General features: G+C 65.1%; 19 protein-coding genes, 1 other RNA gene and 1 pseudogene. 1 reads left to right on the top strand and 20 read right to left on the bottom strand.

The features are described 5' to 3' along the window. Nucleotides 1-9 precede the first annotated feature (9 nt). The 14 genes and pseudogenes from ftsA to rnpB form a co-directional block, all read right to left on the bottom strand. A pseudogene (gene ftsA / locus ABT24_RS01285) lies at nucleotides 10-1240 on the bottom strand (cell division protein FtsA). A 1-nt stretch (nucleotide 1241) separates the two neighbouring features. Then, nucleotides 1242-2060: a cell division protein FtsQ/DivIB gene (locus ABT24_RS01290; protein WP_276729037.1), complete on the bottom strand. Its 819-nt coding sequence runs from the start codon at nucleotides 2058-2060 to the stop codon at nucleotides 1242-1244. Continuing rightward, a complete protein-coding gene (locus ABT24_RS01295; protein WP_276729034.1) occupies nucleotides 2057-3196 on the bottom strand; it encodes a D-alanine--D-alanine ligase in 1140 nt (379 codons plus the stop codon). Before ABT24_RS01295 ends, ABT24_RS01290 begins: the two co-directional genes overlap by 4 nt. Continuing rightward, on the bottom strand, nucleotides 3193-4602 hold the full coding sequence (murC, locus tag ABT24_RS01300) for a UDP-N-acetylmuramate--L-alanine ligase (protein WP_276729031.1): 1410 nt from the start codon (nucleotides 4600-4602) through the stop codon (nucleotides 3193-3195). Before murC ends, ABT24_RS01295 begins: the two co-directional genes overlap by 4 nt. Then, nucleotides 4599-5678, bottom strand: coding sequence for an undecaprenyldiphospho-muramoylpentapeptide beta-N-acetylglucosaminyltransferase (gene murG, locus ABT24_RS01305; protein ID WP_276729176.1), 1080 nt, complete (start codon nucleotides 5676-5678; stop codon nucleotides 4599-4601). The genes murC and murG overlap by 4 nt, the downstream gene beginning before the upstream one ends. Nucleotides 5679-5881: 203 nt before the next feature. Then, complete coding sequence (gene ftsW, locus ABT24_RS01310) at nucleotides 5882-7117, bottom strand: putative lipid II flippase FtsW (RefSeq protein WP_276729028.1); 1236 nt, start codon at nucleotides 7115-7117, stop codon at nucleotides 5882-5884. Then, on the bottom strand, nucleotides 7110-8654 hold the full coding sequence (murD, locus tag ABT24_RS01315) for a UDP-N-acetylmuramoyl-L-alanine--D-glutamate ligase (RefSeq protein WP_276729025.1): 1545 nt from the start codon (nucleotides 8652-8654) through the stop codon (nucleotides 7110-7112). The genes ftsW and murD overlap by 8 nt, the downstream gene beginning before the upstream one ends. Then, entirely contained in the window at nucleotides 8651-9829 is a 1179-nt protein-coding gene (mraY, locus tag ABT24_RS01320; protein WP_276729022.1) for a phospho-N-acetylmuramoyl-pentapeptide-transferase, read from the bottom strand. Before mraY ends, murD begins: the two co-directional genes overlap by 4 nt. Continuing rightward, entirely contained in the window at nucleotides 9819-12746 is a 2928-nt protein-coding gene (murF, locus tag ABT24_RS01325) for a bifunctional UDP-N-acetylmuramoyl-L-alanyl-D-glutamate--2,6-diaminopimelate ligase MurE/UDP-N-acetylmuramoyl-tripeptide--D-alanyl-D-alanine ligase MurF (RefSeq protein ID WP_276729020.1), read from the bottom strand. Before murF ends, mraY begins: the two co-directional genes overlap by 11 nt. Then, nucleotides 12743-14533 (bottom strand): peptidoglycan D,D-transpeptidase FtsI family protein, encoded by a 1791-nt coding sequence (locus ABT24_RS01330; RefSeq protein ID WP_156054164.1) that lies wholly within the window; start codon nucleotides 14531-14533, stop codon nucleotides 12743-12745. The genes murF and ABT24_RS01330 overlap by 4 nt, the downstream gene beginning before the upstream one ends. After that, on the bottom strand, nucleotides 14530-14865 hold the full coding sequence (gene ftsL / locus ABT24_RS01335; RefSeq protein ID WP_276706056.1) for a cell division protein FtsL: 336 nt from the start codon (nucleotides 14863-14865) through the stop codon (nucleotides 14530-14532). Before ftsL ends, ABT24_RS01330 begins: the two co-directional genes overlap by 4 nt. A 10-nt stretch (nucleotides 14866-14875) precedes the next feature. Next, on the bottom strand, nucleotides 14876-15811 hold the full coding sequence (gene rsmH / locus ABT24_RS01340; RefSeq protein ID WP_276729016.1) for a 16S rRNA (cytosine(1402)-N(4))-methyltransferase RsmH: 936 nt from the start codon (nucleotides 15809-15811) through the stop codon (nucleotides 14876-14878). Between the two features lie 24 nt (nucleotides 15812-15835). Then, the gene (mraZ, locus tag ABT24_RS01345) at nucleotides 15836-16264 is read right to left on the bottom strand and encodes a division/cell wall cluster transcriptional repressor MraZ (protein WP_013104526.1); all 429 of its coding nucleotides are present in this window, start codon (nucleotides 16262-16264) and stop codon (nucleotides 15836-15838) included. A 323-nt stretch (nucleotides 16265-16587) separates the two neighbouring features. Continuing rightward, nucleotides 16588-16932, bottom strand: an RNA gene (rnpB, locus tag ABT24_RS01350) — RNase P RNA component class A. A 148-nt stretch (nucleotides 16933-17080) separates the two neighbouring features. On the opposite strand from rnpB, the gene ABT24_RS01355 reads away from it, so the two are divergent. Next, nucleotides 17081-17881: an oxygen-binding di-iron domain-containing protein gene (locus tag ABT24_RS01355; RefSeq protein WP_286737294.1), complete on the top strand. Its 801-nt coding sequence runs from the start codon at nucleotides 17081-17083 to the stop codon at nucleotides 17879-17881. A 34-nt stretch (nucleotides 17882-17915) separates the two neighbouring features. Here ABT24_RS01355 and pyrC read toward each other — a convergent pair whose 3' ends face one another. The 6 genes from pyrC to ABT24_RS01385 all read right to left on the bottom strand — a co-directional run bounded on the left by pyrC (nucleotide 17916) and on the right by ABT24_RS01385 (nucleotide 24194). Beyond that, nucleotides 17916-18995 carry a dihydroorotase gene (gene pyrC / locus ABT24_RS01360; RefSeq protein WP_276729010.1) on the bottom strand — a complete coding sequence of 360 codons (1080 nt, stop codon included), beginning with the start codon at nucleotides 18993-18995 and terminating at the stop codon, nucleotides 17916-17918. Between the two features lie 66 nt (nucleotides 18996-19061). Then, nucleotides 19062-19796 carry an amino acid ABC transporter ATP-binding protein gene (locus ABT24_RS01365; RefSeq protein WP_276729172.1) on the bottom strand — a complete coding sequence of 245 codons (735 nt, stop codon included), beginning with the start codon at nucleotides 19794-19796 and terminating at the stop codon, nucleotides 19062-19064. Between the two features lie 66 nt (nucleotides 19797-19862). Next, on the bottom strand, nucleotides 19863-20549 hold the full coding sequence (locus ABT24_RS01370) for an amino acid ABC transporter permease (protein ID WP_013122133.1): 687 nt from the start codon (nucleotides 20547-20549) through the stop codon (nucleotides 19863-19865). Then, complete coding sequence (locus ABT24_RS01375; protein ID WP_013104520.1) at nucleotides 20549-21277, bottom strand: amino acid ABC transporter permease; 729 nt, start codon at nucleotides 21275-21277, stop codon at nucleotides 20549-20551. Before ABT24_RS01375 ends, ABT24_RS01370 begins: the two co-directional genes overlap by 1 nt. 86 nt (nucleotides 21278-21363) lie before the next feature. Next, on the bottom strand, nucleotides 21364-22257 hold the full coding sequence (locus tag ABT24_RS01380; RefSeq protein ID WP_276729007.1) for a transporter substrate-binding domain-containing protein: 894 nt from the start codon (nucleotides 22255-22257) through the stop codon (nucleotides 21364-21366). 98 nt (nucleotides 22258-22355) lie between these two features. Next, complete coding sequence (locus tag ABT24_RS01385) at nucleotides 22356-24194, bottom strand: ABCB family ABC transporter ATP-binding protein/permease (RefSeq protein WP_276729004.1); 1839 nt, start codon at nucleotides 24192-24194, stop codon at nucleotides 22356-22358. Nucleotides 24195-24330: the final 136 nt, after the last annotated feature.

Here is a 24330-nt window from a genome sequence, read left to right on the forward strand (position 1 = left end):
CCGCAGAACTCAAAAATTCCCTGCAAACCACTCGCGCAAACGTCCCAGCGAGCCCTTGACTGAACTGCTCTTCTGCGCAAGGCGTGCGCCGCGCTGACGCTGGTGCAGGGCCTCGGCCAACAATCCCATGACCGTGGCCATGCGCGGATTGCGCACCATGTCGGCCAGCGGGCCGGTGTAGCTGGGCGCGCCCACGCGCACCGGCTTGAGAAAAATGTCTTCTGCCAGTTCGACCATGCCGGGCATCTGCGCCGAACCGCCGCAGAGCACCACGCCGGAAGACAGCACTTCCTCGAAGTGGGAATCGCGAATGACCTGCTGTGCCAGCGCGAAAATTTCTTCGGTACGCGGCTCGATCACGCTGGCGAGCACCTGCCGCGACAGCATGCGCGGCCCGCGGTCGCCCAGCCCAGGCACCTCCAGCGTCTCTTCGGGATTAGCCAGCACCTGCTTGGCGATGCCGTGCTCGATCTTGATGTCTTCGGCGTCGCGCGTGGGCGTGCGCAGGGCCATGGCGATATCGCTGGTGACCAGCTCGCCGGCCACCGGAATGATGGCGGTATGGCGGATGGCGCCCCCGGTGTAGATGGCGATGTCGGTCACGCCGGCGCCGATGTCCACCACCGCCACGCCGAGCTCCTTCTCGTCCTCGGTGAGCACGGCGTGGCTGGACCACCAGTTGCTCGACCTCCAGGCCGCAGCGGCGCACGCACTTGAGCACGTTTTCCGCGGCAGTCTGCGCCCCGGTGACGATGTGCACGTTCACCTCCAGCCGCACGCCGCTCATGCCCACCGGTTCTTTCACGTCCTGGCCGTCGATGATGAACTCCTGCGGCTCGACCAGCAGCAAGCGCTGATCCGCCGGAATGTTCACCGCCTTGGCGGTTTCGATCACGCGGGTGACGTCGGCCTGCGTGACTTCGCGATCCTTGATGGCCACCATGCCGTGCGAGTTCTGCCCGCGGATGTGGCTGCCGGTGATGCCGGTGATCACATGGGTGATCTTGCAATCGGCCATCAGTTCGGCCTCCTTCAAGGCCGCCTGGATGGATTGCACCGTCGCCTCGATGTCCACCACCACCCCGCGGCGCATGCCCGCGGTCGGCGCCTGGCCCATGCCGACGATCTTGAATCCCGCCGCCGGGTTGTCGCGATCGGCCAGCATTTCGGCCACCACCACCAGCACTTTGGAGGTGCCGATGTCCAGCGCCACCACCAGATCCTTGTAGTCCTTGGCCATATCAGTCTTTCCTCCCCGCGGGTTGCGGCGTCTTGTTCGTTGTCTTGTTCATGCCCGGCAGATCCACGCCTTGCAGATGCACGGCGAAGCCGTTGGGATAGCGCAGATCGACGCTGTCGATGGACCGCCCGTAGCGGGCTTCGAGCTGCGGCATCAGGGTCATGAACTGTTTGAGTCGGGTCTGCGTCGCCGCGCTGTCGGGCGCACCGCCCAGGTCGATGCTCAGGCCCGAGCGGGTCTGCACGCTCCAGTTGCCGCCGCTGCCTTGCGCCAGCGTGGCGACGGTCTGATGAAATTCCTGCATCAAAGGCTGCAGCTTCTGGCTCATCTGCAAGACCTGCGCGCTGGTTCCCGCCGGGCCGCTGAGCTGCGGCAGACCCAGCCCCTGGACTTCGCCGAGGTTGGCAGTGAACGCCTGCCCCTGCGCGTTGACCAGTTGCGGCGCGCTGCCCGGCTCGCGCCAAATGGCCACTGGCTGCTGCGCCTGCAGCGTGACGACCAGTTGCATCGGCCACAGCCGCTGCACCACCGCGGTACGCACCCACGGCAGGCTCTCGAACACCCGCTGCGCCTGCGCAAGATTGATGGTGAGGAAATTGCCCCGCAACTGCGGCAGGGCCTCGGCCCGTACCGTCACCGGGCTGATGCGCTGCAGGTCGCCCTGAAGCCGCACGGCGCGGATGTCCCACCAGTTGCGCTGCATCAGCCAGTGCCCGGCGACGAACAGACAGCCGAGCGCCACCAGCCAGAACAGGGCACGCGAGGTGCCTTGCATCAGGCGGATGTCGAGCGGGAGCTCGCGCGGGGCGTAACTGCTCATCGGTCGCACCTCCCGCCGCCGCCGGGCTGCGCCGAGGCGGGCTTTTCCCCCTCCCAACCTCCCCCACGGCGTGGGGGAGGAGTGTTTGTTCCCTCTCCACTTGTGGGGAGGGCCGGGGTGGGGATGGCCCCCTCGGGGGGCAGCGCAGGCGAAGCCGCAGCGTGGGGGTCAACCCCCTTATGCGATTGATCGAGTGCCGCCATGCTGAGGATGAGCAGGCACAGATCGGCGTATTCCAGCCCGGCCACGCGCGCGGCCATGGGCACCAGTGAATGCGAGGTCATGCCGGGCGAGGTGTTGATCTCCAGCAAGAAGGGCTGGCGGTCGGTCGCGCGAATCATGACGTCGGCCCGCGCCCAGCCGCGGCAGCCCAGCGTGCGATAGCTGCGCAAGACCAGATCCTGAATGCGCGCTTCTTCGTCGGCCGGAAGTTCGCTTGGGCAGATGTAGCGGGTGTCGTCGCTGAAATACTTGTGTTCGTAGTCGTAGTTGCCGCCGGGGGCGACGATGCGGATGAGCGGCAGCGCCCGCGCCTGATCGCCCGCGCCGATCACCGCGCAGGTCACTTCGTCGCCCTCGATGAACTGCTCCACCAGCACCCGGCTGTCAAAGCGTGCGGCTTCGAGATAGGCTGCTTGCACTTCGGCCTCGCTGTCGGCGCGCTTGAGACCCAGCGTGGAGCCTTCATGCGTGGCCTTGAAAATCAGCGGAAAGCCCAGCTCGGCCGCCGCCGCCTGAGCCTCGATGAGCGTGCCCACCTCGCGCCATTTGGGTGTGGACAGGTTCTCGAAATGCCACAGCCGCTTGGTCATGGCCTTGTCGATCGCCAGGGCCGAGGCCAGCACGCCCGGCCCGGTGTAGGGAATGCCGAGCAGTTCCAGCGCGCCCTGCACCGTGCCGTCTTCCCCCCAGCGGCCATGCAGATTGATGAACGCGCGCTGCGCACCAAACGACTTGAGCGCCGCCAGATCGTCCACCGACGGATCGAAAGCAAAGGCATCGACCCCGCGCGACTGCAGCGCGGCGAGCACGCCCTTGCCCGACATCAGCGACACCTCACGCTCGGCGGAAAGCCCGCCCATGAGCACCGCGACCCGGCCCAGACCGCGCGGATCGATTTGCGGCCAGGGGGTCATTGCGCGGTCTCCTTTGCCATCGCCACCACTTGAGCGGCCACCACGCCGATGGAACCTGCCCCCATGCAGATCAGCACGTCGCCCTCGCGCGCCATCTCCAGAATGGCCTGCGGCAGATCGGCTACGGCTTCGACGAACACCGGCTCGGTCTTGCCGGCCACGCGCACCGCACGCGCCAGGCTGCGACCGTCGGCCGCGACCAGCGGGGCTTCACCGGCGGCGTACACCTCGGCCAGCAGCACCGCGTCGGCCTCGCCGAGCACTTTCACAAAGTCTTCAAACAGATCGCGGGTGCGGGTGTAGCGATGCGGCTGAAAGGCGAGCACCAAGCGCCGCCCCGGGAAGGCGCCACGGGCCGCCGCCAGCGTGGCCGCCATTTCGACCGGATGGTGGCCGTAATCGTCGATCAGGGTGAAGTGCCCGCCGTGGTGAGCAGCCACTTCGCCATAGCGCTGGAAGCGCCGACCCACGCCGGTGAACCCGGCCAGCGCCCGCTGGATGGCGGCGTCGTCCACGCTCAGTTCGGTGGCGACGGCGATGGCGGCCAGTGCGTTCTGCACGTTGTGCCGCCCCGGCAGGTTGAGCGTGACGGCGAGCGGCGGCAGTTGCACGCCGTTGCGGCGCAGCACGGTGAAGTGCATCTGCGCACCCTCGGCCCGCACGTCGATGGCGCGCACCTGCGCGTCTTCGGCGAAGCCGTAGCTGGTGATGGGCTTGGAAACAAACGGCATGATGCCGCGCACCGCCGCATCGTCCACGCACAGTACGGCCGCGCCGTAGAACGGCAGCCGGGCGATGAAATCGACGAAGGCATGGCGCAGTCGGGCCGGGTCGTGGCCGTAAGTATCCATGTGGTCGGCGTCGATGTTCGTCACCACGGCCATCACCGGCAGCAGGTTGAGGAAGGAGGCGTCGGATTCGTCGGCCTCGACCACGATGTATTCGCCCTGCCCGAGCTTCGCGTTGACCCCGGCGCTGTTGAGCCGTCCGCCGATCACGAAGGTCGGATCGAGCCCGCCCTCGGCCAGCACACTGGCGACCAGACTGGTGGTGGTGGTCTTGCCATGCGTGCCCGCAATCGCAATGCCGCGCTTCAGGCGCATCAGCTCGGCCAGCATGACCGCGCGCGGCACCACCGGAATATGGCGCGCACGCGCCGCGAGCACCTCGGGGTTGTCGGCACGCACGGCGGTGGAAACGACCACGGCATCGGCATCCTGCACCTGAGCGGCGTCGTGGCCGATGGCCACGCGCAGGCCCAGCTCGCGCAGTCGGCGCACGGTGGCGCTCTCGCTCAGATCCGAGCCGCTGATGGCATAGCCCAGGTTGTGCAGCACTTCGGCAATGCCGCTCATGCCGGCACCACCGATGCCGACGAAATGAATGTTGCGAATGGCGTGTTTCATCGCCCTTGCCTTCCTGTTTGTTTGCTCGTCTCGCGTCCCGCCAGCAGGGCGTTGCAGCCCGCCACGACCGCCTGCACCGCATCCGGTCGCGCCAGGCCGCGCGCGGCCTGCGCCAGTTGCAGCAGGCGCGGGCGGTCCAGGCTTTGCAGCAGTTCGGCCAGCCCCTGCGCGCTCAGGTCGCTTTGTTGAATCAACAGCGCCGCATCGCGGCCTGCGAGAAATTTCGCGTTCACCGTCTGGTGGTCATCGACCGCATGGGGAAACGGCACGAACAGCGCTGCCACACCGGCGCAGGCCACTTCGGTCACGGTCGAGGCACCGGCGCGGCAGATCACCAGATCGGCCTGCGCATAAGCCGCGGCCATGTCGTCGATGAAGGCCACGCAGTCGGCTTGCACCCCGGCGTCGACATAAGCCTGTTGCAGGGTCGGCAGATGCTTGGCCCCGCTTTGATGACGCACCTGCGGGCGTTCGACTGCAGGCAAAAGCGCCAGCGCCTGCGGTACCAGCGAGTTGAGCGCCTGCGCGCCGAGACTGCCGCCGACCACGAGCACCTGCAGCGGCCCGCTGCGACCGGCGTAACGCTGCTCGGGCGAAGGCAAGGCGCAGATCTCCGCACGCACCGGATTGCCCACCCACTGCGCACCCGGCAGCGCGTCGGGAAACGCGGTGTAGCTGCGGTCGGCCAGGCGCGCGAGCACCCTGTTGGCCAGACCGGCGACGGCGTTCTGCTCATGCACCACCAACTTGGCCCCAGCCCACACGCTCATCAAGCCACCGGGAAAGGCGATATAGCCGCCCATGCTCACCACCACGTCGGCGCCAACGCGGCGCAAGCCGCGCAAAGCCTGCCAGAAGGCGCGCAGCAGGTTGAGCGGCAGCAGCAGTTTGGTCAGCAGCCCTTTACCGCGCAGGCCACCGAAGCGCACCCAAAGCATGTCGAAGCCGTGACGCGGCGCGAGCTGCGCCTCCATGCCGGTGGGCGCGCCCATCCAGTGCACCGTCCAGCCCGCAGCGCGCAGCCCTTCGCCCACGGCAATGCCGGGGAAGATATGACCGCCGGTGCCTCCGGCCATGATGACGGCCACCGGGGCAGCCGAGGGCGACAGGAGCAAGGCGCCGGGCCGCCCCAAGCCTTGCCCCGCCCCCTGGGGGGGGAGCGCCGCAACGCGGCGATCTCGGGGGGGGACTTCCCCGAACAAGGCGCCGGGCCGCCCCAAGCCTTGCCCCGCCCCCCGGGGGGGGAGCGCCGCATCGCGGCGATCTCGGGGGGAGCTTGTCATACATGTCCTCCGCGCATCAGAATCCGGTTTTCGAAATCGACACGCAGCAGCACGGCAATGGCCATGCAGTTGAGCAGCAGCGCCGAGCCGCCATAGCTCATCAGCGGCAGCGTCAGCCCCTTGGTGGGCAACAGACCGAGGTTCACGCCGATATTGATGAAGGCCTGCCCGCCGATCCACACGCCGATGCCTTGCGCCACCAGCGCGCTGTACATGCGGTCGAGCACCAGCGCCTGACGGCCGATGTCGAAGGCGCGGCGCACGATCCAGTAAAACGCGAAAATCACCACGCCGACGCCCACCAGACCCAGTTCCTCGCCGATGATGGCCAGCAGAAAGTCGGTGTGCGCTTCCGGCAGGTAATGCAGTTTTTCGATGCTGCCGCCGAGGCCGACGCCGAACCACTCGCCGCGCCCCATGGCGATGAGTGCGTGCGAGAGCTGATAGGCGCTGCCCAGCGCATTCGATTCCGCCCAGGGATTGAGGTAGGCGAAGATGCGATCACGCCGCCAGGGCGAGAGCACGATCATCAACACAAAGGCGCCGATCACCGCCACGCTGAACACCGAAAACAGCTTGCCGTTGGCCCCGCCGAGAAACAGGATGGCCAAGGTGATGGAAGCGATGACCAGGAAGGCGCCCATGTCGGGCTCGGCCAGCAGCAGCACGCCCACGATCATCATCACCGCCATCATCGGCAGGAAGGTCTTGAGCAGGCTTTGCTTGACCTCCTGCTTGCGCACCATGAAATCGGCGGCATAGATGAGCGCGGTGAGCTTGACCAGTTCGGAGGGCTGGAAGTTCAGCCCGCCGGGGAAAACCACCCAGCGCTTGGAGCCGTTCACGTCCTTGCCGATATGCGGCAGCAGCACGAGCACCAGCCCGATCAGCGAGAGGAAGAAAAAGCGCATCGACCATTTCTGCAGCTCGGCCATTGGAATCTGCACCACGATCCAGCTTGCCAGCAAGGCCGCAGCGATGGAGAACAAATCACGGATGAAATAGTGGTAAGGCGACCACTGCGCATAGCGCGGCGAGTCGTGGAAGGAAATCGTCGCCGAATACACCATCACCAGGCCGTAGGCCAGCAGCAGCAGCGTGACCCAGACCAGGTTCTGGTCGTACTCCAGCATGCGCGAATTGCGCGGCGCACTATGCCCCACGCGCACCGGCAGATCGGCCGCTGCCTTGTCGCGCTTACGACCGAGGAAGGGCAACATGCGCTCAAGCATGGTCGGCCCCTTCGTTCCAGACTTGTCCACGCGCTTCGGCCAACTCGCGCACGGCGGCGACAAACACCTCGGCGCGATGCGCGTAGTTGCGGAACATGTCCAGACTGGCGCAAGCGGGTGACAACAGCGCCGCGTCGCCGGTCTTCGCCAGCGTGGCGGCGCGCTGCACAGCCTGCTCCAAGGACTGCGTGAATTCGGTGGGGGCCAGCCCCTGGAGCTCCGCGGCGATGGCCTGCGCATCGCGGCCGATCAGCACCGCAGCGCGCAGCCGCGCAGCCTGCGCGCGCAGCGGCGAAAAATCCTGCCCCTTGCCGTCCCCACCGGCGATCAGAACCACCGGCGTTTCCATGCCCGCCAGCGCCGCCACCGTGGCGCCGACATTGGTGCCCTTGCTGTCGTCGATCCAGCGCACGCCGTCGATCACCGCCACGGTCTGCATGCGATGCGGCTCCCCGCGATACTCACGCAGGGCATGCAGCATGGGCGCGAGCGGCGTGCCCACGGCATCGCCCAGCGCCAGCGCGGCCAGGGCATTGGCGATGTTGTGGGCGCCTTGAATGCGCAGGGCTTCCGCGGGCATCAAACGCTGCATCTGGAGCGCGGCCTCGGGCAAGGCGCCGGGCCGCCCCAAGCCTTGCCCGGCCCCCTGGGGGGAGATCGCCGCACCGCGGCGATTTCGGGGGGAGTCCTCTTCCGGGAGGGCGCGCGCCAGCCAGTCGATGCCGCCTTCGCGCACCACGCCCAAGTCTCCGGGTTGTTGCGGCGCGGACAAACCAAAGCGCCGCAGCTTGCGCCCCGGGCGTTGCATCGCCATCACCTGCGGATCGTCGCGGTTGAGCACCATGACGCCCTGCGCGCTCTGATTGCCGAAGATGTTGGCCTTGTCGGCGGCGTAGGCCGTCATGTCGCCGTGCCAGTCGAGATGGTCCTGGGTGAGGTTGAGCACCGTGGCGGCGTCGGCGGCGAAGCCCTCCATGCCATGAAGCTGGAAGCTGGAGAGCTCCAGCACCCAGGCTGCAGGAAGGTCGTCGGCCTGAAGCCGGGCCTGCAGCACGTCGAGCATGGACGGCGAAATATTGCCCGCCACTGCCACGCTCCAGCCCGCGCGCTCCAGCATCAGCCCGGTCAGCCGTGTGACGGTGGTCTTGCCGTTGGTGCCGGTGATGGCGACGATCTTGGGCGCATAGCCTCGCTCTGCGCGCAGCGCGTCGAGCGCCCACTGGAACAGATGCAGCTCACCGGCCATCGGCACGCCGCGTTCGGCGGCTGCCTGTGTGAGCGCGGCAAACTCGGCCGCGTGCGGTGCGATGCCAGGGCTGCGCAACACCAGTTGCGCGTCGCCCAGCAGGTCGGCGCTCAGGCTACCGCAATGCACCTGCGCCGATGGCACTTCGCGCTGCAGCGCAGCCAACCCAGGCGGCGCGCTGCGGCTGTCGGCCACGCGCACCTGCGCGCCCTGCGCCGCACACCAGCGCGCCATCGCCAGGCCGGATTCGCCCAGACCGAGCACGAGAACGGAGAGTGAGTTCAGGTTCATCGCAGCTTCAGACTCGCCAGACCCACCAGACAGAGAATCATGGTGACGATCCAGAACCGCACCACCACCTGCGACTCTTTCACCCCGAGTTGCTCGAAGTGATGGTGCAGCGGCGCCATTTTGAAAATGCGCCGTCCCACGCCGTACTTCTTCTTGGTGTACTTGAAGTAGGTCACCTGAATCATCACCGACACGGTTTCGGCGACGAACACGCCGCCCATGATGGCCAGCACGATTTCCTGACGCACGATCACGGCGATGGTGCCCAAAGCGCCGCCCAGCGCCAGCGCGCCCACGTCCCCCATGAACACCTGCGCCGGATAGGCGTTGAACCACAGAAACGCCAGCCCGGCGCCGACCATCGCGCCCACGAAAATCAGCAGCTCCCCCGTTCCCGGAATGAAGGGGAACAGCAGGTATTTGGAATAGACCGCGTTGCCGGTGACATAGGCAAACACGCCCAGCGAGCTGCCGACCATGACCACGGGCATGATGGCCAGGCCATCGGCGCCGTCGGTGAGGTTGACCGCGTTGCTGCTGCCGACGATGACCAGATAGCTCAGCACGATGAAGCCGGTCACGCCGAGCGGATAACTGACCGATTTGAAGAACGGCACGATGAGGTCGGAAGCGGGGGGCAAGGGCATGCTCATGCCGCTCTGCAACCACGCCACGAACAGATGCCAGACCTCGGCGTTGCCCTTGCCCGACACGGCGAAAGCCAGATAGAACGCGGCGGCCACGCCGATGAGCGTCTGCCAGAAGTATTTGTCGCGCGAGCGCATGCCGTTGGGGTCGCGGTACACCACCTTGCGGTAATCGTCGGCCCAGCCGATGGCGCCGAAACCCAGCGTGACCAACAGCACCAGCCAGACGAAACGGTTGCTTAGATCCATCCACAGCAAGGTGGACACGCCGATGGACAGCAGGATGAGCACCCCGCCCATGGTGGGCGTGCCGGTCTTGATGAGATGAGTTTGCGGCCCGTCCTGACGCACGGCCTGGCCGACCTTCATCGCGGTAAGTTTGCGGATGACTGCGGGGCCCGCGAGCAGGCCGATGAACAGCGCGGTGAGCGTGCTCATCACCGCGCGGAAAGTGATGTAGTTGAACACCCGGAAAAAGCGCAGATCGGGCGAGAGCTCCATCAGCCACATGGCCAGACTATGCAGCATGGTGCACCTCCTGCGTGGACGCGCCGTTGCCATTCGCCGCCAGCGCGGCGATGGCCTGCACCGCGCGTTCCATGCGCATAAAGCGCGAGCCTTTGACCAGCACGGTGTCGAATTCGCGCAGCACCGCGGCATCCAGGGTGAAGTCCATCAAGTCGGGCTGATGCTTTGCTGCCGCCAGGCCCGCCGCCTGTGCGGCCGCGACCGCCTGCGCCGTCATGGCACCGCAAGCCCACAGCGCCGCCACGCCGCGCTGGGCCGCATACGCACCCACTTCGGCATGGAAGGCCGGGCCGTTGTCACCGACTTCACCCATATCGCCGAGCAGCAGCAGGCTGCGCCCGGGCAGCTCGGTCAACACGTCGATGGCGGCGCGCACCGAGTCGGGATTGGCGTTGTAGCTGTCGTCGATCAACAGCAGCGTGTGCTCGTCGGCGCAACGCAGACGCCGCGGCACCAGACGCCCGGCCACCGGAGCAAAGGCTTCGAGTCCGCGGCAGATGGCATCCAGCGGCGCGCCTGCGGCCAAGGCCGCCGCGGTCGCCGCCAGCGCATTGCGCGCGTTGTGCCGCCCCAGCAGTTGCAGGCCCACTTCGGCATGGCCCGCCGGGGTATGCAATTGCAGCCGCAACTGGCCCTGCCGATAAAACGCATGGCCGCTGACTTCAGCCTCCACGTCCGCCTCAGCCGCCTCGCGCAGGGCAAAACGCAACACACGCCGACCGGCGGCCTGCGCCACCCAGATAGCATTCTGGGCGTCGCCTGCGGGAAACACCGCCACCCCGGTCTGCGGCAATGCGGCGAGCACCGCGCCGTTTTCGTGCGCGACCGCTTCGACGCTATGCATGAATTCCTGATGTTCGCGCTGGGCGTTGTTCACTAGCGCCACGGTGGGTTCGGCCAGACTGGCGAGCCAGGCGATCTCGCCCGGATGGTTCATGCCGAGCTCGACCACGGCGGCCTGATGTTGCGGCCGCAAGCGCAGCAAAGTGAGCGGCAGACCCACTTCGTTGTTGAAGTTGCCTTGCGTCGCCAGACGCTGGTCTTGCCCCTGCCACGCCGCCAGAATGCTTGCGAGCATCTGCGTCACCGTGGTCTTGCCGTTGCTGCCGGTCACCGCGATCAGCGGCAACGTCTGCTGGCGCCGCCAGCCTCGCGCCAACAGGCCCAATGCGCGCAGGGTGTCGGGCGCCTCGATGCCCGGCAGCCCGCTTGCCGCCACGCCTTGCTCGGCCAGCAGGGCGCGCGCACCAGCAGCCGCCGCTTGCGGCAGAAAGTCGTGCGCATCGAAGCGGGCGCCGCGCAAGGCGACGAACAGCGCGCCCGGCGTGAGTTTGCGGCTATCGGTCTCGATGGCGCTCACCGCCACGTCGGCCTCGCCGATGAGGCGGGCCTCGGGTCCGATCCAGTCGCGCAATTCGCCCAGGCTGCAAAGCCCAGCGCCGCGCGTGGCCAGTGCCATGCGGGCATGGAAGGCGTCGCTGAAGGCTTGCTTGTGTCCGGCTATCTCTTGCGTGTTTTCGTGCCCCTTGCCCGCGATGAGTACCACGTCGTGCACAGCGGCGTGCGACAGGGTCTGGGCGATGGCGGCGGCGCGGTCTTCGATCAGCAGGGCTTGCGCGGGTTGCTGCAGACCGGCGAGCAAGTCTTGCAGGATGGCGCCCGGCGCTTCGCTGCGCGGGTTGTCGCTGGTCAGCACCACGCGGTCGGCGTGGGCCTCGGCGGCCTGCACCATTAGCGGGCGTTTGCGCGCATCGCGGTCGCCGCCGGCGCCGAACACGCACCACAACTTGCCTTTGCGCTTGGCGGTGACAGGCCGCAGCGCTTGAAGCGCCTTGTCCAGCGCGTCGGGCGTGTGGGCGTAGTCGATGACCGCCAGCGGCGCACCGATGCCGCCCAGCATCTGCATGCGCCCCGGCACCGCGCGCACCGTGCGCAAGGCGGCGGCAATGGCCGCGTCATCCAGCCCCGTGGTGTGCAGCAGCGCGGCAACCACCAGCAAATTGCGCAGGTTGAAAGCGCCCAGTACGGGCAGATCAAGCGCGTGGCGATGGTGGTGATGCACCAGGGTGAGACGCTGGCCGGTGGAAGTCTGCACCACGTCCTCCGCACACCAGTCGGCCTTGGCGATCAGCGCGGTGGTTTGCACCTGCAGCCCCCGGCTGCGGCAATCAGCGAGCAAGACGCTTGCGGCGTAGGGATCGTCGATATCCAGCACGGCATGCTGCAGCCCCGGCCAGACGAACAGCGCCCGCTTGGCGCGCGCATAGGCCGCCATGTCGCCGTGGTAGTCGAGATGGTCTTGCGTCAGATTGGTGAATGCAGCCGCATGAATAGCGCAACCCGCCAGGCGATGTTCGTCCAGGCCGATGCTTGATGCCTCGATGGCGCACCAAAGCGCGCCTTGCTCGCGCAGCCGCGCCAGGATCGTCTGCAGACGCACCGGGTCGGGCGTGGTGAATCCGGTGGGCTGCAGCGCGTCCGGCCATCCGGCGCCCAGCGTTCCGATCACCCCGCAGCGCTGCCCAGCCGCGTTCAGGGCCTGCGCTGCCCACAAAGCGCAGGAGGTCTTGCCATTGGTGCCGGTCACGGCCAGCAGCTTGACAGCCTCGGACGGATGTCCGTACCAGGCCGCCGCAAGCGGCCCGGCCAGCGCCTTGAGCCCGTCAACAGCCAGAATGCGCGGATCGGTGAAGCCGAAATGCTGCACTCCCTCGGCCTCGACCAGCGCGGCCGCCGCCCCCGCGGCCAAGGCCTGCGCCACGAACTGACGCGGATCGCGCGCCGCCCCCGGCCAGGCGACGAACACCTCGCCGGGCTGCAGGCTGCGGCTGTCGGCGGTCCACGTCGCATCGGCCGCGACGCCCAAGGCGCGCAACGCTTGCAGCACGGTATCGACCGCTTTCGGCGTGTGACTCATGCGCCCCCCTTCATCGCCCGGCCCGCCGGGAGTTGCAGGGCTTGCGCGGTTTGCGCGGGAACGAGATCGGGCTTGACTGGCAGGTCGGGCTGTACCCCGAGAATGCGCAGCGCCTGCGGCACCACCGCACCGAACACCGGAGCCGACACCTGACCGCCGAAGTGCTTGCCACCCGTCGGTTGATCGACCGAAACCGCCATCACCAGCACCGGGTGGTGGATCGGCGCCAGTCCGACGAACTGCGCCCGGAACAGCTTTTTGTCGTACTTGCCATCCTTGGCAATCCAGGCGGTGCCGGTCTTGCCGCCGGTGGAGTAGCCCGGCACGGCCGCCGCCGGTGCGGTGCCGCCGGGCTGCGTCACCAGCGCCAGCATGCCGCGCATTTCGCGCGCCACGGTGGGCGAGACGACCTGCACGCCTTCGGGCGCCTCATCGTGCTTGAACAGGGTGACCGGGAAAATGCGGCCACGGTCGGCGAAGATGAGATAGGCATGCGCCAGCTGCAGAGTGGAGATACCCAACCCGTAACCGAAACCCATGGTGATGCGGTCGATCGGGCGCCAGCGTTTCATGGGCCGCATCAGCCCGCTGGTCGCGCCGGGAAACTCGATCTGCGGACGTTGGCCGAAGCCCACCGCGGTGTACATATTCCACTGCACCTGCGCTGGCATCTTGCTGACCACCTGCGAAGTGGCGACGTTGCTCGAATACTGGATGACCTGGGGCAGCTCGATATTGCCGTTGTTGCTGTCATCGCAGATATTGGCGCCGTAAAACTGCTGGCAGCCCGGCGCGGTATGGAACACCGTCGTCGGGGTGATGATGCCGGCCTGCAAGGCTGCGCTCAGGGTGATGGGCTTGAGCACCGAGCCGGGTTCAAAGGCATCGGTCACGGCGTAGTTGCGGATGTCCGCCTCGGTCATGCGCTTGCGGCTATTCGGATCGAAGCTGGGGTAGTTGGCCATCGCCAGAATCTCGCCCGTTTTCGCATCGATCACCACCGCACTGCCGTTCTTGGCCTTGTTGTCCTCGACCGACTGCTTGAGCGCCTGGTAGGTGAGATACTGAATCTTGCTGTCGATCGACAGGCGCACATCCTGCCCGTCCACCGGCGGGACGCCGCCCGATACGTCCTCGATCACATTACCCAGCCGGTCTTTCACGACCTTGCGCACACCGGGGTGACCGGCCAGCCGCGCTTGCAGCGCCAGCTCCATGCCGTCCTGTCCCTGGCCTTCGATATTGGAGAAACCGATGAGCTGCGCCGCCGCCGAGCCTTCCGGGTAGTAGCGTTTGTAGCTGGGCGATTCATAAATGCCCTTGATGCCCAGCGCCTTGACCTCCTTGGCCACGTCGATGTCCACCTGCCGCTTGAGATAGACGAACTGTTTGTTGGAGTCGAGCCGGCGCTGCAGATCGGCGGCATTCAGGCCAAGCAGCCGGGCGAGTTGCTGCACCTTGTCGTTGCCCGACTCGACCTGCGTGGGATCGGCCCAGATGGTCTTGGCCGGAATGCTCGACGCCAGAATATTGCCGTTGCGGTCGAGAATGCGGCCGCGCATCGCCGGCAGCTCGATGGTGCGCACAAAGCGCAGATCGCCCTGGTTCTGATAGAACTGCGTCGTCCACACCTGCACCCAGAAGGCGCGCAGACCCAGCGCCGCAAACGCCGCAAACAGCAGCCCCTTCACCAGCCAGGCGCGACCTGGCGGCAACTTCACATTCAGCAGCGGGCTCTTGCCATAGCTGGCTGCCGACTTGGGCGCACGCATAGCCGGATTCTTCATCGCCGCGCACCTTGACTGGCCGGTTTCGGCTGGGACTGCGGCATGACGGGCAGCGGCGGCAGGGTGACCTGGCCTTCGTGTACGAAGATGGTGCGCGCCGCCGTGATGGGGCGCATGTCGAGCTGGGTGCGCGCGATTCTCTCGATGCGGCCCGGCGCACTCATCGCGCGATATTCCACCTGCAGACGATCCTTGTCCATCTGCAACTGCTCGGCCCTTTGCTGCGCCACATCCAGCGCGGCAAACGTGCGCCGCCCCTGGTACTGCGCGCGCACCACCGACATGGCGCACAGCACCACGACAAACAGCAGCAGGAAGTTGATTCGGGTCATCGCGTGTTCCTCAGACCCGTTGTGCCACGCGCAGCATGGCCGAGCGCGACCGCGCATTGCCGCTGATTTCCGCCGCCGAAGGCCGCATCCGCACCACCTCCTTGAGTTGCGGCTGGAACTCGGCCGAAACGCCGGGGACGAAGGGCTGGCGCCGATCGACCGCCGGTGCGCGGGCATGGCGGTGAATAAAGCGTTTGATCAGCGCGTCTTCCAGCGAATGAAAGCTGATCACGGCCAGCCGCCCGCCCGGCCTCAGGCAGTCGAGCACCTGGCTCAACGCCGTTTCGATTTGCGCAAGCTCGGCATTGACGTGAATCCGAAGAGCTTGAAACGTGCGGGTGGCCGGGTCCTGGCCCGGCTCACGGCTCTTGACGGCACTGGCAACCAGTGCGGCGAGTTCGCCGCTGCGCGCGAGGGGCGCTCCGGCATCGCGGCGAGCCACAATCTTCTTTGCAATCTGGACAGCCGCCCGTTCGTCTCCATAATCCCTCAGCACGGTTGCAATTTCATCCACGCTGGCCGTGGCCAGATACTCAGCGACGGTTTGCCCGCTGCTGGTGTCCATCCGCATATCCAAAGGCCCGTCAGCGCGGAAACTGAAGCCGCGCTCGGGCTGATCGAGTTGCGGCGACGACACACCCAGATCGAACAGCAGCCCATCGGCCTGCGCCACGCCCTGCTCGTGCAGCACCCGCGCAAACTCGGAAAAAGGCGCGTGCTTGATCACAAAACGCGCATCGCGAATCTGGGCCGCGGCTTCGATGGCCTGCGGATCGCGGTCGATCGCAATCAGCCGCCCGGCGGGCGACAGCCGCCGCAGAATTTCCCGGCTGTGTCCGCCACGCCCGAAAGTCGCGTCGAGGTACACCCCGTCCGGGTTGGTGATCAGCTGGTCGACCGCCTCGTGCAGCAACACGGTGCGGTGCGCCGTTTCGGCGCTGGGCATGGGAGTGGTGTGGGGCATACACGGTCACAACACAATGTCGCGCACGGCGTCGGGCATGCCGGCCTCGACCACCGCAGCCTCTTGCGCCTGATGTTTGGCGCGATCCCAGATTTCGAAGTGACGCCCCATGCCGATGAGATCGACCTCGCGCTCCAGACCGACGGCCTGACGCAATTCGGGCGAAATCAGCACGCGCCCGGTGCCGTCCATTTCGGTTTCGGTGGCATGACCGAGATAGATGCGCTTCCAGCCCTGCGCCGACATGGGCAACTGCATCACCCGGTCGCGAAAACTCGTCCACTCGTCGTCGGAAAACATCAGCAGACAACCGTCGGGGCTTTTGGTCAGCGTGAGTCGCCCCTGCGAGCGCGCCATCAGCAGATCACGATGCCGGGCAGGCACGGTCATGCGACCTTTGCCGTCCAGAGTGAGTGCCGAAATGCCAATAAACATGAAGTCGCCCGCGGTTGCCGTGCTGCAGTGGGGCCGGTGAAATGGCGCAGCGCTCTGCACAATTCCCCACTTTTCTGCACTATTCGCCACTTTAGGGGATGGCGATATCTGCGGTCAAGCCTGAAACCCTGAAATTTCTTTTACAAAACAAGGACTTAGATACTGTTTATGGAACCAGTAAATAAGCATGTTTCTTATAAAAATGAACAATTTAGAGTATGCCTTGAATGTTCTTTCTAGAAATGGAAGCGCATCTGCACCTTGCCGGATGACGGGCAGCACCGATCCGCACCCGATCGGGGTTGTAAAAACTGAGGGGAAAAGTGCGAAGCGGGGCTATAAGCCGGATTCTGTGCAGCGCGGGCTTGCACCCGCACCGTGGCAGCCATTCCTCTAGGCCGTGCATTGCTGCGCGGCTCAAGCCACCTACCCGCAGACTCGCGCGGGCCGCGCTGTGCCAGCGTTGCCGCTGGCGCGTCTGCCTATTTGGTGTTGCTCCGGATGGAGGTTGCCGCGTTTCACGTCCACGCCGGTTGCCCGGCGTTTACTCGTCTCTGTGGCCCTGTTCGTCACGTCACCGTGCACGGCCGTTAGCCGTCATCCCGCCCTATGGAGTCCGGACCTTCCTCGATGCGCCTGAAGCACACCGCGACTGCCCACCCCACTTCGCAGGCCGCATTATGACGGAGAAACCTCGCCGACCCGGTTGCAGACCCCAGAATGCCCTGCCTTTGATGCAGCGCAAAGCTTCATGTATTCAAAAGATCGGATGATTCGCCTTTACATTTTTTGCGGTTCAGCGAAAGAGCGAATTCCGTGGCGACAGAACTATTCAACAACGGCACGCATCTGTGCCTCATGTTCAGCGATCTGGTCGAAGACGACGGCGACGCCGTGCTGGCCAATCAATTCCCCCTCATCGACCACGGCCAGGGCGCGCTCATTGATCCGGGCGGCAATATGACGTTCAACGAACTCACGCTGACCATGCGCAAATACATGGCGCCGCAAGACTTGCACTACCTGCTGGCTTCGCATGCCGACCCGGACATCATCGCCTCACTAGACCGCTGGATGACCGCCTCCAAGGCCGATCTGGTGATCTCTCGTCTGTGGGCGCGTTTTGCTCCGCATTTCTGCAAGCTCGGCAAAACCGACAAACGCATCATCGCCGTGCCTGACGCCGGAGGAACGCTGCGCCTGGGCAAGAGCGACATCGTGCTGCTGCCAGCGCACTTTTTGCACGCTGAGGGCAACTTCCAGTTTTATGACCCGATCAGCAAAATCCTGTTCTCGGGCGATCTGGGGGTTTCACTCGTCAGCGGTGCGCAGGCGGGCCGCCCGTTTGCGCAACTGGCCGATGCCCTGCCCCATATGGAAGCCTTCCACCGCCGCTATATGGTGTCGAACAAGATCCTGCGGTATTGGGCCAGCATGGTGCGCACTCTGGACATCGAGATGATCGTGCCGCAGCATGGCTCCCCCATCAAGGGCAAACCGGCCGTGGCGCAATTCATCGACTGGGCCGAGGGCCTGAGTTGCGGCATCGACCTGATGACCACGAGCAATTACCGGGTGCCCGACCTGCCGATTCCGCTGGCCGGGTCGTTCGCATAAAGCGAGATCAGACCCGAGATCGAACTCCGCAAAGTCAAACCCCGCAAACCCCGACCTGCACCTGCCAATCCATCGCTTCGCCCGCGTGCAGAGGCACGATGTCGGCGTCGGCATAGGGCAGCGTGTCGGGCACCTGCCAGCTGCGGCGCTCCAGGGTGATCGAGCCCGTATTGCGCGGCAAACCGTAGAACGCCGCGCCGAAACGGCTGGCGAAATCGTCGAGTCGGTGCAAAGCATTGCGCTGCTCGAAAGCCGCGCAGTACAACTCCAGCGCATTGGCCGCCGTGAAGCAACCGGCGCAGCCGCAGGCCGTTTCCTTGGTGTTGCGCGCATGCGGCGCAGAGTCGGTGCCGAGAAAGAAACGGTCGTCTCCGCTCGTGGCGACATCGAGCAGGGCCTGGCGGTGGGTCTCGCGCTTGAGCACCGGCAGGCAGTAGTAATGGGGCCGCATGCCGCCTTTGAACATGGCATTGCGGTTGTGCAGCAGATGATGCGCCGTGAGGGTTGCGGCCAGAAGGGGCGCACCCTGGGCATCCCGGTCGTGCGCCTCTTGAATGAACGCGGCGGCCTGGGCCGTGGTGATGTGCTCCAGCACGATCTTGAGCTCGGGAAAAGCGCGGCGCAGAGCGATGAGATGTCGCTCGATGAACACCGCCTCGCGGTCGAACACATCGACCTCGGGGTCGGTCACTTCGCCGTGAATCAACAGCGGCATGCCGACCTGCTGCATGGCGTCGAGCGCCGGATAGATGCGCTTGAGTTCGGTCACTCCACTGTCCGAATTGGTCGTTGCGCCCGCCGGGTAGAGCTTGAACGCATGCACCATGCCGCTGTTCTTCGCCTCGGTCACCATCGCCGGGGTGGTGTCGTCGGTGAGATAGAGCGTCATCAGCGGGGTGAAATCGCTACCCTCAGGCAAGGCGGCCATGATGCGCGCGCGGTAGTCGAGAGCCTGCCGCAGATGCACCACGGGCGGCTTGAGATTGGGCATGACGATGGCCCGAGCGAATTGCCGTGCCGTCCAGGGCAGCGCATCGCGCATGGCGGCGCCATCACGCAGATGCAGGTGAAAATCGTCGGGGCGCGTGAGGGTGAGCGTGGGGTTCGAGGTCATGTCGGGTGGCGAAAACGGCAACGCCGACATGCTACGCCCCGCCCTGCCGCGCAATGAAGCGGCCGCTCAGTGCTGCAGGATTTTTGCCAGGAAGTGCGCGGCGCGCTCGCTGCGCTGTTCGCTGGTCGAGAAGAACTGCGGCGTCGGGCAATCTTCCACCACGCGCCCCGCATCCATGAACACCACGCGGTGCGACACCTTGCGCGCAAAGCCCATTTCGTGCGTGACCACCATCATGGTCATGCCCTCTTCGGCGAGCTTGACCATGACGTCGAGCACTTCGCCCACCATCTCCGGATCGAGCGCCGAGGTCGGTTCATCGAACAGCATGGCAATCGGGTCCATCGCCAGCGCACGCGCGATGGCCACGCGCTGCTGCTGTCCACCAGAGAGTTGTCCGGGGAATTTGTCCTTGTGCATCGAAAGGCCCACGCGGTCGAGGTAGAGCAGGCCCTTTTCGCGCGCCTCGGCCTTGCTGCGCCCGAGCACCTTGATCTGGGCGAGCGTGAGGTTGTCGGTCACCGTCAGGTGCGGAAACAACTCGAAGTGCTGAAACACCATGCCCACGCGCGCACGCAGCCTGGGCAGATTGGTTTTGGGATCGGCGATCGAGGTGCCGTCCACCACCACATCGCCCTTCTGAAAGGGTTCGAGCGCGTTGACGCACTTGATCAGCGTGGACTTGCCCGAGCCCGACGGCCCGCACACCACCACCACTTCGCCGCGCGCAATCTGCGTGGAGCAGTCGGTGAGCACCTGGAAGTCGCCGTACCACTTGCTGATCTGGCGAATATCGATCATCGGCGCGCTGGCGCCCTGGGCAGAATTCTGGGACATGGAACGATCCATTGAAAATGACTTATCGCATTACCGCACGATGGCGATGCGCTGATGCAGGCGCTTGACGCCTTGCGACAGCAGGAAACTCAGCACGAAATACACCACGGCCACCAAGGTGTACATCTCGACCACGCGGCTGTCGCGCTGCGCGATTTTCATGGCGGCGCCGACGAAGTCGGTGACATTGAGCAGCGCCACCAGCGACACGTCCTGGAACAGCACGATGGTCTGGGTGAGCAGCACCGGCAACATATTGCGCAGCGCCTGCGGCAGGATGATCAGCCGCATCGACTGCGCGTAGGTCAGGCCCAGCGCATAGGCTGCGCCGAGTTGCCCTTTGGGAATGCTCTGGATGCCCGCGCGCACGATCTCCGCGAAATACGCCGCCTCGAACAGAATGAAGGTGAAATAGGCCGAACGCTCCGCCCCGATCTTGGGCGGATAGTCCGATCCGGTGATCGACTGCAGCATCACCGGCACCAGGAAGTAGAACCAGAAAATCACCAACAGCAGCGGAATCGAGCGCATCAGATTGATGTAGCCCGCCGCCAGCAAGGACAACCACTTCAGGTGCGACAGCCGCGCCAGCGCCAGCAAAATACCCAGCAGCGTGCCGCCGATGGCCGCCACCACGGTGAGTTGGATGGTGTAGGTCAACCCCTTGAGCAAAAAGGGCAGCACCGAGACGATGGAGCCAAAGTCAAAATCGCCCATCACTTGCTCCCGCCCATATAGCCCGGCACCGCCGTGGCGCGCTCCACCCACGCCATGATGCGGTTGATGGAAAACGCCACCGCGACATACAGCACCGTGGCCGCGCCGAAGGCCGCGAAGTAGCGGAAGGTCATCTCTCCCATCTCGCGGGTGCGGAAAAACAGTTCAGTCAGGCCGATGGAATACGCCACTGCGGAGTTCTTCACCAGATTCATCGACTCGGAGGTGAGCGGCGGAATGATGATGCGGTACGCCATGGGCAGCAGCACGTAGCGGTAGGTCTGCGTGGGCGTCAGCCCGAGCGCCAGCCCGGCGAAAGTCTGCCCGCGCGGCAGCGACTGAATGCCCGACTTGACCTGCTCGGCAATCCGCGCCGCGGTGAACAGCCCGAGACAAACCACGGCCGTGAGAATCTGGAAGGTGCCCGGATCAACCGCGTTGGCAAATCGCTTGAGCGGCGGAATCACGCTGGGCAGCACGAAATACCAGAGGAAAAACTGCACCAGAAGGGGGATGTTGCGGAACAGTTCCACATAGCCGTTGCCCAGCATCACCCAAAAGCGGTGCTTGGTGGTGCGCACCACCCCCAATACCGAGCCGAGCACCATGGCGATCACCCAGGCGCAGACCACCAGCAACAGGGTGTATTCCAGCCCGGAAAGCAGCGACATGCCCCAGGTGGTGTCGCCGTCCGGCGTGTCTTCCAGAAAAATTCCTAGCCCCAGCATGTCATCCCCTCGTCTGCCCGCGTCATCTCACCATGGAAAAAAGCCGGCATAGCTGCCGGCTTGGTTCCTTGCCAACCTGGCGGTGCTTATTCGACGCCCTTGTCGTTCGGGTGGGCGAAGGCTTCCTTGATCGCGGGGGTTTCCGGGAAGTTCAGGTTGATGCCCTTGGGCGGAATCGGGCTGGTGAACCACTTGGTGTAGATCTTGTTGATCTCGCCCGACTTCATCACGCCATCGATGGTCTTGTCGACCAGCGCCTTGAACTGCGGATCATCCTTGCGCAGCATCATGCTGTAAGGCTCTTGTCGCAGCGAACCGGGCAGGATTTTGTAGGCCGCCGGATCCTTGGAGTTGGCGATCTGCCCCGCCAGCAGAATGTCGTCCATCACGAACGCGGAAGCCCGGCCATCGGCCATCAGCAGGAAGCTCTCGGCATGATCCTTGCCGTAGATTTCCTTGAATTCCATGTCCTTGGTCTTTTCGTACTTTTTCAGCAGCGGCACGGCGGTCGTGCCCGAGGTGGTGACGATGGTCTTGCCCGCCAGTTGCGCAAAATCGTTGATGCCCGAGTCTTTCTTCACCGCAGCCGTCACGTTGATGACGAAGTAGGTTGGCCCGAAAGCCACCTGTTTCTGGCGCGCCACCGAGTTGGTGGTGGAGCCGCACTCCAGGTCGATGGTGCCGTTTTCGAGCAGGGGAATGCGGTTGCTCGACGTGACCGGGGTGTAGTTCACTTTCAGACCGGGCATTTTCAGATCGGCCTTGACGGCATCGACCACCTTGCCGCACAGCTCCATCGCGTAGCCGATGGGTTTGCCGTTGTTGTCGAGGTAGGAGAAGGGAATCGACGACTCGCGGTAACCGACTGTGATGCTGTTGGTTTCCTTCACTTTTTTCAGCGTGCCGGTGAGCTCGGCCGCCTGGGCGCAAGACATTGCGGCCGCAGCCAGGATGGTCAAACCAAACAGTTTTTTGATCATGCGAATCTCCGTGAATGTAGGAATGGGGTGAACGAATCGCACAAGTGTAACCGTGGGTCACAAATGCGCAATAGGTGTATGCAAACTCCGTTCCAGCATCAGGCCATCGCCGCAGACGCTTCGGGGTGAGCCGCCCTATCCTGCTGCAGATTCCACATGCGGGCGTACAGGCCGCGCGCCTGCAGCAGTTGCGCGTGGGTGCCGCGTTCGACCACGCGCCCGCTTTCCACCACCAGAATCTGATGCGCATCGACCACGGTGGACAGGCGGTGAGCAATCACAATGGCAGTGCGGTCGCGCGAGGCCGCGCGTATTTCCGTCTGAATCGCCTTTTCGTTGTGCGAGTCGAGCTGCGAGGTGGCTTCGTCGAAAATCAGGATGGGCGGATTTTTCAGCAGGGCCCGGGCAATCGCCACGCGCTGCTTCTCTCCGCCGGACAACTTCAGGCCGCGCTCGCCCACCTGCGTCTCATAGCCTTGGGGCGTGCTGACGATGAAGTCGTGGATATGCGCGGCGCGCGCCACCGCCTCCACCTCGGCCGCGCTGGCGCCGGGTTTGCCGTAGGCGATGTTGTAGCCAATGGTGTCGTTGAACAGCACCGTGTCCTGCGGCACGATGCCGATGGCGCGGCGCACGCTGGCTTGCGTGACTTGGGCGATGTCCTGGCCGTCGATCAGAATGCGCCCGGACTGCGGCGCGTAAAAGCGAAACAACAGACGCGCCAGCGTGGATTTTCCCGCGCCGGAAGGGCCGACGATGGCCACCGTTTCTCCGGCGGGCACGGTGAAGTCCAGCCCATCGAGAATGACGCGGTCGGCCCCATAGCCAAAGCGCACATTCTCGAAACGCACTTCGCCCCGTCCGACCTGCAAAGCTGGCGCCTGAGGCGGGTCCTTGATTTCCTGGTGCTCTTCCAGAATGGTGAACATGCGCTCCAGATCCGTGGTGGACTGCCGGATCTCGCGGTAGATCACGCCCAGAAAACTCAGCGGCGCGTAGAGCTGCAGCATGAAGGCGTTGACCAGCACCAGATCACCCAGATTCATGCTGCCACTCACCACACCGACGGTCGCCCGCCAGACCAGCAGGGTCACGGCGGCAGCGATGATCAAGCTCTGCCCAAGGTTGAGCAGCGACAGCGAGTTCTGCGACTTGATGGCCGCGCGCATCCAGGCTCTGAGGTTGTCGTCGTAGCGAGTCGACTCCAGCGCCTCGTTGCCGAACATTTTCACCGTCTCATAATTCAACAGTGCATCGATGGCGCGCTGGTTGGCGCGCGAATCCTGCGTGTTCATTTCGCGGCGTAGCTGCGTGCGCCATTCGGTCACGGTGACGGTGAACGCCACATACAGCACCAGCGCCACCAGCGCGATGCCCGCGAACCAGATGTCGTACTTGACCAGCAGAATGCCGATGACCAGCGCCATTTCCACCAAGGTGGGCAGAATGCTGTAGAGGGTGAACGACACCAGGCTGGAGATGGCCCGCGTGCCCCGCTCCATATCGCGCGACATGCCGCCCGTCTGGCGCTCCAGGTGATAGCGCATGCTCAGACTGAACAGATGATCGAACACCTGCAGCGCAATCTTGCGCACCGCGCCTTGCGTCACGCGCGAAAACACCACCTCGCGCAACTCGGTGAACAGCGACACGCTCAGACGAAGCAGGCCATAGGCCACCAGCAGCGCCACCGGCACCACCAGCACCGCACGCGGATCGCCCGGCTTGAGATCGAGCGCATTGACGATGTCTTTCAGCACAATGGGCACGCCGACGTTGGCCACCTTGGCGGCGATCATCATCGCCAGCGCCAACAACACCCGGCCGCGGTATTCCCACAGATAGGGCCAAAGCGCGGAAACCACCGCCCAGCGCGAACGCGCTGCCGTGGCATGGGAGGACGGCTCGGGCAATGCAGGAGAGGATCGGGCGTGCATGGACTAACGGGATTTGGCCAATAGGGGCCGATGAACGATCAGGGCGGAGCAGAGCAGCGCGGGGCACGAACTTCGTGAGCTGCCCCTAAACTTCGCAGCTTGATTATCCGCGCCGCAACGGCGCCCTGCTTGGAGC

It is taken from the genome of Thiomonas sp. SCN 64-16, assembly GCF_001725585.1.
In the GTDB taxonomy this organism is placed as follows: Bacteria; Pseudomonadota; Gammaproteobacteria; order Burkholderiales; family Burkholderiaceae_C; genus Thiomonas; species Thiomonas arsenitoxydans.